This window comes from Larkinella fluvii (assembly GCF_051857545.1).
GTDB lineage: Bacteria > Bacteroidota > Bacteroidia > Cytophagales > Spirosomataceae > Larkinella.
Window position 1 is genome coordinate 485631 of record NZ_JBPZHB010000009.1, and the last position, 15002, is coordinate 500632.

The window sequence follows — 15002 nt, forward strand, 5'->3', positions numbered from 1 at the left end:
CCGCCTACAATATAAAGAAAAACAATTAGTTAATATAAATACCTACTTTATCCCTGCGGATGCAATACAAACCCCGCAACCACAGAATGGTACTGTTTTTGCTACCAGTATTCTGTTAATTATACCATGCGACCTTCGACGGGCCGATCCTTCGTGATGACATCCAGATTATTAAATTTAGTATTCAATACACATCGAAAGGGTATCATATTGCCCTTCTGTTGTCTATTTATAACCTCTTTGCTTTACGGTCAAACGACGGCTCCCACCGCCCAAACGCCCGCTGCTCAAGCGCCTTCGGCAACCAACGATACCCTCTACCTCGACATTACCCAGGATCTGTCTACCCAACTACTGCCTTTTGAAGAAATCTACAAACTCGCCCTCACCCGGTCTCCCCTGATCCGGCTGGAAAATGAATCGATTATAACCCAAAATGCCGATTACAAACTTTCTAAAATTCAGATTCTGGAGTCGGCGACCGGTTTTACCAATTATTCCTTCGGGAACCAGGCGATTCTGTCGAACACCTCTTTTGGGGCAGATGCACTGGGGCAGATTGCCAATGGATACCGGACGGGCGTCGGGCTTCAGATCAGTTTGTATGACCTGTTTGGCAGAGGGCATAAAATCCGGCAGGCCCGCGCCAATTATCAGACATCACTAATTAAAAAGGAAATTGCCGAGTTGCAATTAAAAAAAGATCTGGTTACCGTCTATCAGGACTTGATGACCTCGCAGCGGGTGTTGAAAATCCGTATTCAGGATGAACAGGCGGCTTTCGCGGTTTACCGAATTGCCGAAGCCGACTCCCAGCAGGGACGCATCGATCCGAAAAGTATGGCCACGGCCAGCAATGGCTATGCCCAAACGAAGTCCATTGCCGAACAGGCACGTGGTGAATTCCTGAAAAACGTCTTCTACCTCGAAGCAACGGTGGGCGTTCCGATTCAACAACTAAAACGGAAATAACTCCAATCTCGTCAATGACACCACGGGTTTTCCTGCGTCTATTAAAACAACATGCGCTCTGGTTTATTCTGATTCCTGCTCTGACGGCGGGTTCAGTCTATTTTTTTACGAAAGATGACCCCCGGGTTTTTAAATCCCAGGCAACCCTCTACACGGGGCTGGCATCCGGCTACTCGTTGCTTTCGGATCAGCAGGCCGGTTTTATCGACCACTCGGCGGCTGCTTTTGAAAACTTGCTGACTACCCTCAATTCCAAGGAAACCCTGCGTCAAATTGGGGTAGATTTGCTGACCCGCCATCTGCCGCTCGACAAGCCGGACGGTAAAATTCTGTCACAACCGGCCTTCCAGGAACTGCGTCTGTACATTCCGGAAAATCTGCGGCTTTCGCTGACCAAAAATGCGGACGAAGCCACGCTGCACGCCCGGATCGACAGCCTCTCCCGCACCGCTACCGACAACCCCGTTCAGTTTGTCCTGATGAAATCGTACGCCTATTGCTCGATCGCAACGATTGGAAAAAAGTTAAAAGCAACGCGCCGTAGCCCCAGCGATATGCTTGATCTGGAGTATGAATCCTATGATCCGGCGGTGGCGCAGCAAACCCTGAGTTATGCCATTACCATCCTGAATAAACGGTATACGACCCTGAAAACCGCCGAGACCAACTCGGTGGTCAGTTATTACGAAGAACAGACAAAGGCAACAAAGAAGCGACTGGATGAGGCCGAAAACAAACTCCGGGCTTTCAGTGTGCAGCATAAATTGCTGAATTTCGAGGAAGAATCGAAAAACGTCGCGGCTTCGCGGGAGCTGTTTTCCGGTGATTACAACAAGGAGCTGATGACCAACAAAGCTGCCAAGGCGTCCATGGATGCGTTGAACAAACGCCTGGGGCAACTGGGGCCTCTGCTGCTGGCCAATGGAGATCTGAAAGCCAAACAGGCGGATTTAACCGACGCGCAGAATCAGTTGGTCAACGCCCAGGCGTATGGACAGCCACAAAATGTCGTTACGCGGTTGCAGAACCGGGTCGAACAGGCCTCGGAAGCCCTGAAAGTAACCGCCCGCAACTATACGGCGGCCGAAAGTACGCCCGAATCCATCCCGCAACGCACCCTGTTGAACGAGTGGCTGGAGAAGGTAATCGACTTTGAAGAATCGTCGGCCCGGCTCGAAGTCTACAAATCCCGCATGGGCGAATACCAGGCCAAAACCGAGGAATACAGCCCGCTGGAATCCGAACTTCGGCAGCTAAACCGGGATTTGACACAGGCCGAAAAAGACCACATAGCGTCGGTACACTATCTGAATCAGGCCATTACGCACCGCCAGGACATTTCTGTCGAAGGGGCCTTGACCACGCTGGATGCCCCAAATTTTCCGTATGATGCGCAATCGAAACGGTGGCTGTTCATTGCGCTGGGCTTCGGCGTGGGCTTGTTCATTGCCCTGTTGTTGACCGCCATCCGGTTCTGGATCGACCGCCGGATCAGCTCGCCGGAACAGGCCGAGTCACTGATCGGACGACCCGTTGCCGCCGTTTTCCCGACAGTTCGCAAGTTTACGATCGACTCCAAAGCCGGACGGACGGCCCTGAGCATGTTCGAGCAATTGTGCAATGCGATCAATTTCGAGATCATCAAAACCACCGCGACAAAACCGTATCCGCCCCTGATCACGCTGTTCAGCGTGCGGTCGAAACAGGGGAAAACCTGGGTGGCCAACAGCCTCGGCCGGATGTATGCCGAAGCCGGCCAGCAGGTCGCCTATTGTTATCCGCGCCTGAACGACGAGCAGCAGAAAATCGAGCAGGAAGGCGTTACATTTTTCCCCTACACCCGGCGCTCGGACCTGATGAACGTCACGGAAATCGATTACCTGTTCGATGAAGAAACCAAATTCGATGCCTCCCAATACGACCGGATCATTCTGGAAATACCAGCGCTCATCAGCAGTCCGATCCCGGTTTATCTGATCGATCAAAGTACAGTTTCGATTCTGGTGACGGATGTTAACAGCATCTGGGCCCGAACGGAGCGGAAAGTGCTGGAGATGTACCTGAAAATTGCCACCCACACGGTCGTAACGGTCTTGAACCGGGTCGACGGCAGTTACATCGACGCCCCCAGCAAGGCCGATGCCCAGCAAAGACCGGTTCAGCCCGAGCATTCGGTGGAAGTACAACGCACCCTCCGTTCATTGGAAAACCAGCGGACGCTTCAATACGGAAAACTATCGTAGCTGATTTTTAAAGGAACATGAGTACGAAACAACAGGCCATCAGTGGCGGGAAATGGATCACAATTTCCACCGTAATTTCGACGGTGTTCCAGTTTCTGCAGGTTTCCATTCTGGCCCGCATTCTGGAACCGTCAATTTTTGGCGTGGTCAGCGTCAGCACGCTGATCATCAATTTCTTTTTCATTTTCAGCAATCTAGGCTTTTCCAACTCCATCATTTCCAAGCAGGAAAGCGACCCCAAAGTACTTTCAACCCTGTACTTTATGGGTTTATTACTGGGAGGAACCGTCTTCCTGATCGTCTATTTCAGCTCCCCGCTCGTCGTCTCGTTTTACCGCGAACCCCGGCTGGACAAAGTCATTAAGCTGGCTTCCTTTTATTTCATTATTAATTATTTAGGCCAGATTTATCTGTTCATTCTCCAGAAAGAACTGCAATTTAAATCGGTCGCCATTATTGAAATCATCGGCACCTTTACCGGTACGTCCATTGCCATTGCCATGGCCTATAATGGATTTGCCGAGACGTCCCTCATCATTGGTTATCTGATCATGCACGTGGTCCGAACGGCGCTGTCGATTATCCTCGGTTTGAAGTATTTCATCCCTTCATTTTATTTCAACCTCAGCATCATTAAAGAACACCTCCGGTTTGGGTTGTTCAATGTCGGTGACGGTTTAATTGGTTTTATTCAGGGGAATGCGGATAACATTATCGTCGGCAGTTTGCTGGGTGTAACGTCGCTGGGCTATTATACTATCGCCTATCAACTGGCGGTTTTTCCCATCAATAAACTGAATCCCATTATTTTGCAGGTAGCCTACCCGGTTCTGGCGAAGATGAAGGGCAATGATCTGGAATTAAAAAACTCGTATTTGAAAATTCTGGACATCATCAGTTACCTGAATCTGCCGTTACTGGCCGGTTTATACATCACCGCTGAAAGCGTTGTTCCGCTGTTTTACGGGCCGGGCTGGGACAACACCATTCCGTTGATCAAGATCTTTGTTTTCCAAAGTTTTTTTGGCTGTCTGGCCCACCCGCTGTTCACCCTGGCCTTCACGAAAGGGAAACCCAACCTGCTGTTTTACTTAAACCTGGCTACCCTGGTGATCAAGGTGCCGTTGCTGTATTTCTTCGGGAAATACTGGCACGTGACGGGTATTGCTTTTTCGTATCTGACGACCACCTTCATCAGTTTAATCCTGAATTTTTACATTGCTCATTCACTCATTGGAAGTTTTATAAAAGAATTTTTAGCGAACATTATTAAACCGCTTAGTTTCTGTGCCTTGATGGTGCTGATGATCTTTGCCTATAAATATTTTGTCGGTTATGCCGGGGTGCTCAATACCATAGCGGAAGTTGCCATTGGCGGCTTGATCTATTTAACCCTGACGTTGCGGTATAAAGTAACCCTGCCGGAAATCAGGACATTCCGACAGTCGTTGTAAACAGACCAGAATCCATTCATGAAACATCGATTCCAGGTTCTCGATATATTCCGGGGCATTTTTGCTTCGATGGTGGTCTTGTTTCATGCATCACCTTTTGCCGACACACCCTTACTCAACAATCCTTTTGTTGATAACTCGGACATGTTTGTCGATTTCTTTTTTGTATTAAGCGGTTTTGTCATTACGTATAGTTATCCCACGATGGCGACCGGATCCGAGTTCGGAACCTTTATCAAAAAGCGCTTGCTTCGAATCTATCCATTGCATTTTATTTTACTGTTCTGTTTCGTCATTATCGAGAATATCAAGCTCTACTTTTCAAGCTATATCCACATCAATCAGCCTTTTAATGAAAGCAATAACGTCTTTACCTTTTTCACCTCCCTTTTCCTGCTGAATTCGGTTAAAATGCCAGGTGTCCACGACGTGAGCTGGAACATTCCAAGCTGGTCGATCAGTGCAGAAATGGTTTCTTACCTGCTTTTTGGTGCCGTGTTGGTGATGCTGTTCAAAACCGGATTGCAAGCGCTGAAATACCTTTTTTTTGGTTTATTGCCGATCATAGCACTCTTTATTCTGGTTGTAATAACGGGTCGGTATGAAATCAATTATAGCTTCGACTACGGTTTTTTAAGAGGGGTCATCGGTTTTTTTACCGGTTCGTTGTGCTACTACGTTTTCAATCGGTTTTATCCGGTATTGGTTACCCTAAAATCAGGATTCTTTTCAATAGTTGAAATCCTGTCGATGCTGGTTCTGGCCACCATGATTTATTTTGGAAAAGAATTAAAAGCAATCGGATTCGTTTATGAACTGATTTTTTTCATTGCCATTTTGACCTTTTCATTCGAACGGGGCCTCCTTTCGGCTTTATTAAAAAAATCGAACGTCTTAAAAAACATTGGAACGTACAGCTATTCCATTTACATGACCCATACGCTGTTATTGAGTCTGTTCAATGTGATTTTTATCCGTCTGCTCAAGCTTCCTCCTTCGGCCTATGTCTATCTGGTTTTCTTAAATTATTACCTGATCTATATCGTGTCACAATGGACCTATCACCACATTGAAATGCGTTTCAACAAAGGCATCAAGGCCGTTTCGTTTGGAAAAAAGAAGGTGGTTTCAAAAATAAGTTAACGGAAAGTGTTCAGAAAAAGGGAAGTCAAAAAGAAGTATTCATGAAAATAAAGTCGCATTCTATCATCAACTCCGTTGTGTATCTGATCACCCTCGTCTTCGTTACGATCAGTTGTCAGCCCACAATTACGCCCCAACCCGTTGCTGATTTTTCGGTTGAAAAAGTAACCGGATCGCCGGGAAAAATAAAGCTGACCAACAAGTCGCTCAATGCCAAACGTTATCAGTGGCTATTTGGCGATGGGCGTGCTTCGACGGATGAAGCGCCGGAAATCGAATACAAAACCGACGGCACCTATACGATTGTGCTGACGGCCAAAAATGACGTTGGAGAAGACCAGGTTTCCAATAGCATCGAGATCGGTGGTTTGGTAAAATACGTAACGGCCGGTTTTGACTTTGCCCCGGTTAGTGGCTCGGCGAGTCGCATCCAGTTCACCAATAAATCCGTGAATGCCGACCGTTACCAATGGGAATTTGGCGACGGACAGGCCTCGACCGATGCCAATCCGACCATCGAATTTAAAGCCAACGGCATTTATTCCGCGCGGTTAATTGCCAAGAATGGAAACAGCACCGATGAGGTTTCCAAAAGCGTTTCCATCACCGGAATACCGACCTCAGGCAGTGTGATGTTCTACACCAATGGCCGGGGCGACGGCTCGGACATTGAAGTGTACGTAGCGAACGCCATGCAGGGCGTTATCAACACCGTTCAGACCTCCGGAGTCCCCACATCCTGCGGTTTGGATGGCAATGTTACGTTCCAGAATACCGACGGAAACTACAGCTTTTATGCCCAGTCGAAAAGCCGTTCGTGGTCGGGTGTGATTACGGTTAAAAATGGCGAGTGCCGCATGAAATTGTTAGCTCAATAAGTCAGAACTTCAACCTGTAAGCCCGTGAGCAATCTACTTTTACCAGACTGGCTTTCTAAACATTCATTTGTTTATTATCCGGAAAGTGTTACTTCGGGACAACTCAAGGAGTTACGCTCCCGGCTGGCCCAGTATACCGTCGATAAACCGGAGATTTCCATCGTCATTCCGGCTTACAACGAAGAGGCTAACTTATTGCACACGCTATCGTCGCTGGCCGATCAGAAACTTTCCCATTCGGCAGAACTGCTGGTGGTCAACAACAACTCATCCGACCGTACGCAGGAATTGCTCGACAAGTGCGGGGTTCGTTCCATTATCGAACGCCGGCCCGGTGTGGCGTTTGCCCGGCAGGCCGGTTTGGAAGCGGCCCGGGGAACCTATATGGCCAATGCCGATGCGGATTGTCTGTATCCCTCGGGCTGGGCGGAGGCCATTACGGCCCCTCTGCACAATCCGGACATTGCCTGTACCTACGGGCTGTATTCGTTTTTGCCGAGTCAGAAATCGTCGCGGCTGGCCTTGTGGGGCTACGAAAAAACGGCGCAGCTCGTCAACAACATTCGAAACCGCGACAAGGTGTTCATGAATGTCTACGGGTTCAACTTTGCCTTTCGCCGGGCCGATGCCCTGGCGGTGGGCGGTTTTGCGCTGGATAGCGGCCGCGAAGGCTCGGTGGCCGAATTGGTGGCCGCCGGGATCAAACCCCCGCCCTCCGGGAAGTGCGAAGACGGCTGGATGTCGCTGTCGTTGCAACAGCAGGGAAAAGGTCGTACGGTTCGGGTTACCGATCCGAATGCGCGGGTCTGGACGAGCGACCGGCGGCTGATCGCCGACGGCAGCCTCACCAAAGCCTTTACGACCCGCGTCCGGCAGGCTCTCCGCGATTTGAGACTGCCCTTTTCTGCGTCCGGTACCACACCGTCCTGATCCGAATTCCGTTTTATGGTTACTGATCGGATGGCGGCAGGACAGATGCTATTTCGTAAAACCATCCTGATGATGCTCTTGGGTACGGGCTTTCTGACAACCGGTTTTGCGCAGTCCTGCAACGGCGTTTTAGGGGAGGCCATTATCAACGAGACGTTCGGCCGCAGCGTGGTCACGCCCCTGGAAGCGGGCAAAACGACGTATCAATTTGTAGCCGACCGCTGTCCGGGTGACGGTGAATACATCCTGGCGAATTCGACCCACTGCTACGGTTCGACCTGGCACACGGTTGAAGAAGATCATACGCCGGATGACAACAATGGGGTGATGGCCATTGTGAATGCGTCTTATGAAGCCGGTGAGTTTTACAGTCAGCCGGTTCCGGGTCTGTGTCAGGGCATTACGTACGAATTTTCGGTTTGGGTTCTGAATTTGATGAATCCTATCCGGGCTAATGGCTGCAATCCGATTGAGCCGGTACCGCTGGACCCGAATATCACCATGAAAATTGAACGGGCCGACGGCAGCAGCATTCAGGTGATCAACACGGGGGCCATCGGGCGATCCATGACGCCCACCTGGATCCGGTATTCGATTTTGTTTACGATGCCGGCGGATGGCAATACGGTGGTGGTGAAGCTGATCAACAACGGGCCGGGCGGTTGCGGCAACGACCTGGCACTGGACGATATTCAGTTTCGGCCCTGCCACCCGCTGCTCCGGATTGCCCACAGCGGCAACGCCGGTTCAAACCTGGATGTTTGCGCGAATACAACGCAGTTGGTGACCTCGTCGCTGGGCCCCGGTTATGACAAACCGGTGTATCAATGGCAGGAAAGCAGGGATAGTGTGAGGTGGGAAGCGATTCCCAACGCAACGGGTTCAACATATGTGATTCCGGTTACGTACGCCGACAAACGGTATTACCGCCTGGTGTGTACGCAATTTCCGAATGCGATAACGGAGCAGAATACGTCCTGCAAAACCGTGTCCAATGCGTTAAGCATTACACCGATTCGGGCGTCGGAATGTCGGGGTCCTAAAATTTATGTACCCGATTCCTTTACACCCAATCAGGATGGAATTAATGATGTCCTGGTTATTTACCACGAAGACAACGTATCGTTTGAATTAGAAATTTTTAACCGGTGGGGCAGTGTCATTTTTAAAACCGACACCAACGGACCCCGATGGGACGGAATGTACCAGGAAAAACCATGTATGGAAGGCGTTTATCCCTGGAAAATAACGTATCAGTCGGTTGAACCCAACCAGAAAACCAGCGCGTCTATAAAAACCGGTCAGGTACTGCTATTGCGCTGAAATCCGGTTTTTATAGACGCTGATCGCATCGATTTAAATCACTTTAAAACTATGGAAAATCACTTTCCGGGCGTAACCCTACTGGTCACTCATTACAACCGCAGCGGTTCGCTGGAGCGTTTATTAAAGGCCTTCCAAGACCTGAACTGTTCCTTCGACGGTGTGGTGGTTTCGGACGACGGCAGCAAGCCGGAACACGTCAAGGCCCTCACCGAGTTGACGAAGCGGTACGATTTTCAGCTCGTTACCACGCCGAAAAACCGGGGACTGGGCAACAACATCAACAAGGGGCAGGATGCCGTCAAAACGCCGTATACGCTGTATGTTCAGGAAGATTTTGTGCCAAAAGCCGCGTTTGCAACCCACTTCAAGGACGCGCTGGACATCATGAATCAGGAGAAAGACCTCGACCTCGTCCGGTTTTACGCCTACTTTTCCTACCCCTATCTCGAACCGTATGGCAAAGGCTTTTCACGCATGGTTTACAAACCCGGCCCCTGGTATGCCAATCACCTGAAATTTTATCTGTACAGCGATCACCCGCATTTAAGACGGAGTAATTTCCTTCAGAAATTCGGTCGGTATGTGGAAGGAAAAGATGTCAATGTCACCGAATTCCAGATGTGTCTTTCCGTGATTCAGAAAAAAGGAAAAGGGCTTTTTTTTAACGAATTTACGACAGTATTCGATCAGAAAAATTCGGCCAGCGAACCGAGCACATTTTACCGCGCAAGCTGGCGGGAAAGCACCAACCCGTTCCTGCTTTTCGCCCGCTGGTGGTATTTAAAATACCGGCTTCTTAAAAATACGTTCGAATTAGCCCTGTTGAAAGAGTGAACCGTTTTCTTCCACACCGAATCGAGTTACCCACCGTAAATACTGAGCCTATGGATTCCCACTCAACGCACTTTTCAGACGTCACGCTATTGATCACGCATTACAACCGCAGCGGTTCGCTGGAGCGTTTATTGCGTACATTTAAAGCGTTAAACTGTTCGTTTGATGACATTGTAGTTTCCGACGATGGCAGTAAAAAAGAGCATTTACAGGCCATTCGCGACCTAAAAAAACAGTATACGTTTCGGCTCATCACCACTCCGCAGAATAAAGGGCTGGCCAACAACATCAACAAAGGGCAGGAAGCTGTCAAGACGCCGTATACGCTGTATGTTCAGGAGGATTTTATTCCCAAGCCCACCTTTGCGGCCTATTTCAAGGACGCTCTGGCGATGATGAATCAGGACAAGGATCTGGACATTGTCCGGTTCTACGCCTATTATCCGTATCCGTATCTGACGCCTTTCAAAAACGGTTTTTCCCACATGCACTACAAACCGTGGTATACCAACTATACAAAAATCTACTACTACAGCGACCATCCGCACCTGCGACGCAGCTCGTTTCTGGATAAATTCGGCCGGTATGTGGAAGGCATCAAGTCCGATAAAACCGAGTACCGAATGTGCCTTTCGTTTATCAAAAACAAAGGAAAAGGCGTTTTTCTGACGGATTTTAACGCCATGTTCGAACAGAAGAACTCCGACGATGAACCCAGCACGGTTACGCGCAGCAACTGGAAACACGAGAATACCAATTTCTTCGTCGTCTGGGGGCGCGCCCTGTATCGCCAGGTCAAGTACAATTACGATCTGCTGTTTTCCTGACTGCTATTCACTCCAATGAACCAACCGGCCGCTTCACCAGCGGCTTTTTTCGTTTCAACAGTTCTCCGAAATCCATTCCGGCCCCTTCCTAAAAAAGAAGCGGTACCGGATGACTCCGGTACCGCTGAGCACTCTGGTTATGAACAGGAAATGAACGACTAAATCTGCTCTTCTCCCACAGAACCGCCCTATTTATCCGCTTTCAACACTTTCCGAAAGGTCCGCTCGTTGCCCTGTTTGATCTCGAGAATGTACATCCCCACAGGCAGGGTCGACACGTTGATTTCGCGCGAATAACCACCCGACGATTTCACCCCGTTCACCTGCTTGTGCAGGGTTCCCATGCTGCCGCTGAACACGTTGATTTCGACGGGTCCGGCGTTTTCATTGGCCACATCGACCGTAACAAAATCGACGGACGGATTGGGATATACCCGAACCGATTGGTTCAGCGACTGGTCTGTCAATTCTGCCGAACCCAGCCGGGCCGTTGCGGTGGTCGACGTGGCCGACGTCACCGCCTGATCGGAAGCAATCACGAAAATCGGGGTTTCCGTCACCGTTAACGTCACCTTACCGGCAACTGTAGGAATTGTCTGAACGTCAGCCGTGTCCCGTCCCATTTGGGGCGTGTAGACTTTGGCATGCCCCGCCGTTCCAAGATCCAGTGTATACGACGCCGTCCGGCCCACTTCATCCGGCACTACCAGCACGTAGGCCGATTTGCCCTGGAATTCATACCGGTCGACAATCGGATTGGTGCTGATCGTCTGTTTGTAGGTATACTCCCCCAACAGCTTGTTGGCCTGGAAAATAAAGTCAGCAGCCGGTTTGCGCGTGAAGTCCTGGTTGATCAGACCGGAAGAACCAAACTGCGTTGGATTCAGGAAGTTATCATCGTACATCTGGTAGAAGAAAACCCGCTCCACCCCCGACCGGGCGTAGAACAACGCCGTCCGCAAAATCCAGTCGGCCTGGGTCTGGTATTCGTTTTTGTTGCCGATCGGAATGGCTTTCAGCGGACTGCCCTGGTTGGCATCATACCCCGTTTCGGTGACCCAAACCGGCATATCATACGCATACTTGTGAGCCGCTTCCACAAATTTTTGTACCACATTCACCGCCGAAGAAATCTCCGGAGCCGCGCCCCGCGAAGAGGTTCCGCTTTGTGACGAATTGGAATTGTCGGGATACAAATGGTAGTTGATCACATCCCAGCACAGGTTGACGGTGCCATCGGGTTTGTAGCCCCGGTATTGCTTGCACCAGTCGATCATGCCCAGCAGGTAGTCGGGGCCGGCATAGGCCGAAGCCATCCCACCAATCACCACTTTCACGTTCGGATCGGCGTTTTTGACCCCAACGCCCGGTCCCATGGTGTTTTTGTGACCATCGTAGAAAGCCGACAGGTTGGCTGCATATTCGCGGGCAGTCTGGTACCCTTTGCGGCCTTTCCACCATTTGTCGCGTTCGTTGTCGCACTCGATGTACTTGATCAATCCCAACCCGATTTTCACCGTATTGACGGGATCGCCGGTCCAGCGCGGGGTGCTGTTCACACTGACCAGCGCCGGGTTTACGTTCGGGTTGGAGCCATACCGGGCCATGTACTGAAACGCGACTTTGGCCTGATCGATGTACGAAGCCGGGTTGGTAAAATCACTACCGAAACGCAGCGGCACATTTTCCGAATCCCGCTGGTCCTCCGGATAGGTCGCCAGCATCCAGCCCGGCAGGGTTTTCAGACAGGCCAGCACCTCGATGCCTTCGGCTTTGCAGCGTTCATAAATGGCGTCGTAGTTCCAGCCTCCGCTGTGGGTCGGGTTGTAGGTAAACTTGCCTTCGTTGGCTTCCAGTTTCTCCCAATCCATGTAATGCCGAATGCCCCGGAAGGTTTTGACGGCTTTCATTTTCGTCTCGTCGATGATGTCCGGGTTGCGCCCATCTTCAAAATCCCACTCGAAGGCGTTGGCACCGAACATACTTTTCAACTGAATGGACTTCTGCGGAATCGGTGTTACCGGAACCGTGGTCGGCGTATAGCTGCCATACAATTCCATTTCGGTCGGATAGCCCCACCACGCATTCAGTACCAGATACCGGGCATTGCTGATGGGCACATCCAGCCTGAATTTGGCGTCACCGGTCGTTGGCCGGGTCGGATACGGCCCCACCCAACCGTTGTATTCCTGCCCCGTAAAGGTCGCAATCGGGATGATCTGCCACTGATCAGTAATGACAGACAGCGTCATCGGATTATCGGTCATCATGCCGGAGCCATCAAAAAACTTGATGCTTTCGATGGTCATGGTTTCTCCGGGTTGCAGCGGATAATAGGCATCGAAGTTGCTGAGGACCTTGCCATACCCCGTGTTGACATCCACGTTCGTCACGCCATCAAACAACCCTTCCAGGCCATTATTGACGTTGTTGAGCTGGTACCAGCGCTTGGCCTCAATCGGAATTTTAACGGCGGTGGAAGAGGTTGGGGGCGTCGTTGGAGCAGGCTGAACCACGAGAGTTCTCGTCACGTTGCTGGCCGCAATGAAGTTCGCATTGCTGGTTTGAGAAGCCGTAATCGTTGCCGTCCCCGCGCCGGTCACGGTCGCTTTCCAGGAACCGGTTGAATTGGAAACGGAAACCACCGCCGAATTGGACGAAGCGAAGGTAATGGCGGTTTCGGTGTTGTTGCTGCTGGCCGTTAGATTGAACGGCGCGTCGCCGACGGTTTTGTCCGACAAAGCGGCAAAGGTGATCACCGACGGCACCGCCACGGGTGCGGTTGTCTGCACATCGACCCAATTAAAATTCCAGTCGCCCTTCACGGCGTAAATGCGTAAAATCTGGTTTCCGGCGGGTAAGGTAGCGGTGCCGCTCACCGTCGAAAAACTTTGCCAGCCGCCGGTATACGGGATGTCTACTGTGGTCAATACCGTTCCAGAAGCAGTTCTCACTTCAATTTTGCCATCACCATATTGTTTCGCAACACGGAAATGAAAGGCGTAGGGGCCAGCCGACGCCACATTGACGTTATAGTCAAGCCAGTCGTTGTCGTCGATGCGTCCCACATTCAGTCCACCACCCGCATCAGACGTTGTTTCGGTTTGAATACCGTTCATGCCGGAATACGTTTCCGCTTCAATTTTGCCAGGTAATGCGGTTGCGCCCTCGACCTGAAACCAGTTAAAATTCCAGTTACCGGCCACAGCCTTCAACCGCAGAATCTGTTCTCCCGCGTTTAGATAAGCCGTTGTCGAAATGGTTTGCCAGGCCTGCAAGCCCCCGGTTTGCGGAACACTGAGCGTCGTCAACACCGTGCCATTGAAGGTCTTCAGTTCAATCTGGCCGTTTCCCCACCCGTTGGCAATCCGGAATTTAAGGGTGTATACACCGGCGGATGCCACCTTGACGTGGTAGTCCATCCAATCGTTGTCGTCGATCCAGCCCACATTCTGTCCACCGCCCGTATCGGCCGTATTTTCGGTTTGAATACCGTTCATTCCCGCAAAGCTCTCGGCTTCCACCCGACCCGGAACGGGCGTAAAAGCGGATAAAGTCGTGATGGGCTGGCCAAACGCCTTGATCTTTTGCGGAATGTTGTTGCTGTATTTATGAATAACAATGGCCTCAGCAAAAACCGCCTGAGCCAGCGGCATGTCGATCCAGGTCATATAGGTGGGTCCCTCAAAAGTACCGAGCAGAATTTTCTCGGTGCCGTTCACGGCATAAATCGAGGCCGGTTTGTCGGAAAACACCCCTTCCGCGTCGAAGAAAGACAGGCGGCTGATGAGGGCTTTCTTTTCCAGTTTCAGTGTCACATCCACCCACTTGAAGTTGTTCGTCCAGGCCTGCGCCACCAAACTGTCGGTGTTGTCGTTTAGCCAGGGTGAATAATCCTGACCCGTTTCTTCACTCGGCGTCACAGACACAAACCGGATGCGTTCTTCCGCCTGCGCAAAAAGTACAATTGATGTGATGAAACAGAGAAGCGTCAGTACAGTTTTTTTCATAGTTACTTGCTTAAATGGACGTGTTATGAAATATAAAGTTTGACAGAATGAAAGCTGATTTAGAATAGAAAAACAACTATTTAATCTAACACTTTCAATCAAATATACCTCAGAATCAGCAATATAGTTCAATGATTTTCATCATGAAAACAGTCTGCACGATTATCAGACATGAAAATATTTTTGCAAATTTTAAGTAGTTGATTTAAATAACAAGAATAATATCCCTTCGGATTCTAAAAATAAAATCACAGAAATAGGAAATTATTTTTGCAAATTCTTTCAACTATTTTTTACATTTTTCAGATTTTTTTTGGTGCTCAAAAAAAAAACCAAACAGAATTAGGTGCAGCAGCAGGAAATTTTAAAAAGAAGGAAAGGAGGT

Annotated in this window: 10 protein-coding genes; 9 read left to right on the top strand and 1 reads right to left on the bottom strand. The window is 50.0% G+C overall.

The genetic code is table 11. From position 1 onward, the window contains the following. Positions 1-240: 240 nt before the first annotated feature. From ACS5NO_RS25265 to ACS5NO_RS25305, 9 genes are all read left to right on the top strand, one after another. Entirely contained in the window at positions 241-972 is a 732-nt protein-coding gene (locus ACS5NO_RS25265; protein WP_439417696.1) for a TolC family protein, read from the top strand. 14 nt (positions 973-986) lie between these two features. Continuing rightward, on the top strand, positions 987-3215 hold the full coding sequence (locus ACS5NO_RS25270; RefSeq protein ID WP_439417697.1) for a GumC family protein: 2229 nt from the start codon (positions 987-989) through the stop codon (positions 3213-3215). A gap of 17 nt (positions 3216-3232) precedes the next feature. Then, on the top strand, positions 3233-4669 hold the full coding sequence (locus tag ACS5NO_RS25275; RefSeq protein WP_439417698.1) for an MOP flippase family protein: 1437 nt from the start codon (positions 3233-3235) through the stop codon (positions 4667-4669). 18 nt (positions 4670-4687) lie between these two features. Continuing rightward, positions 4688-5812, top strand: coding sequence for an acyltransferase family protein (locus ACS5NO_RS25280; protein WP_439417699.1), 1125 nt, complete (start codon positions 4688-4690; stop codon positions 5810-5812). Positions 5813-5853: 41 nt separating this feature from the next. Further along, the gene (locus tag ACS5NO_RS25285) at positions 5854-6690 is read left to right on the top strand and encodes a PKD domain-containing protein (protein WP_439417700.1); all 837 of its coding nucleotides are present in this window, start codon (positions 5854-5856) and stop codon (positions 6688-6690) included. A 24-nt stretch (positions 6691-6714) separates the two neighbouring features. Then, complete coding sequence (locus tag ACS5NO_RS25290) at positions 6715-7620, top strand: glycosyltransferase family 2 protein (RefSeq protein ID WP_439417701.1); 906 nt, start codon at positions 6715-6717, stop codon at positions 7618-7620. 72 nt (positions 7621-7692) lie between these two features. Next, positions 7693-8943, top strand: a complete 1251-nt coding sequence (locus ACS5NO_RS25295) for a T9SS type B sorting domain-containing protein (RefSeq protein WP_439417702.1) — start codon at positions 7693-7695, stop codon at positions 8941-8943. A 51-nt stretch (positions 8944-8994) separates the two neighbouring features. After that, positions 8995-9780, top strand: coding sequence for a glycosyltransferase (locus tag ACS5NO_RS25300; RefSeq protein ID WP_439417703.1), 786 nt, complete (start codon positions 8995-8997; stop codon positions 9778-9780). A gap of 50 nt (positions 9781-9830) precedes the next feature. Next, positions 9831-10607, top strand: coding sequence for a glycosyltransferase (locus ACS5NO_RS25305; protein ID WP_439417704.1), 777 nt, complete (start codon positions 9831-9833; stop codon positions 10605-10607). A 188-nt stretch (positions 10608-10795) separates the two neighbouring features. On the opposite strand, the gene ACS5NO_RS25310 is transcribed toward ACS5NO_RS25305, so the two are convergent. Then, complete coding sequence (locus ACS5NO_RS25310) at positions 10796-14617, bottom strand: carbohydrate-binding protein (protein ID WP_439417705.1); 3822 nt, start codon at positions 14615-14617, stop codon at positions 10796-10798. Positions 14618-15002: the final 385 nt, after the last annotated feature.

Bases quoted from the DNA above. Each gene is read 5' to 3' on its own strand.
- ACS5NO_RS25280 (WP_439417699.1), top strand. From the start codon at position 4,688: ATGAAACATCGATTCCAGGTTCTCGATATATTCCGGGGCATTTTTGCT.
- ACS5NO_RS25270 (WP_439417697.1), top strand. From the start codon at position 987: ATGACACCACGGGTTTTCCTGCGTCTATTAAAACAACATGCGCTCTGG.
- ACS5NO_RS25285 (WP_439417700.1), top strand. From the start codon at position 5,854: ATGAAAATAAAGTCGCATTCTATCATCAACTCCGTTGTGTATCTGATC.
- ACS5NO_RS25310 (WP_439417705.1), bottom strand. From the start codon at position 14,617: ATGAAAAAAACTGTACTGACGCTTCTCTGTTTCATCACATCAATTGTA.
- ACS5NO_RS25295 (WP_439417702.1), top strand. From the start codon at position 7,693: ATGCTCTTGGGTACGGGCTTTCTGACAACCGGTTTTGCGCAGTCCTGC.
- ACS5NO_RS25305 (WP_439417704.1), top strand. From the start codon at position 9,831: ATGGATTCCCACTCAACGCACTTTTCAGACGTCACGCTATTGATCACG.
- ACS5NO_RS25275 (WP_439417698.1), top strand. From the start codon at position 3,233: ATGAGTACGAAACAACAGGCCATCAGTGGCGGGAAATGGATCACAATT.
- ACS5NO_RS25300 (WP_439417703.1), top strand. From the start codon at position 8,995: ATGGAAAATCACTTTCCGGGCGTAACCCTACTGGTCACTCATTACAAC.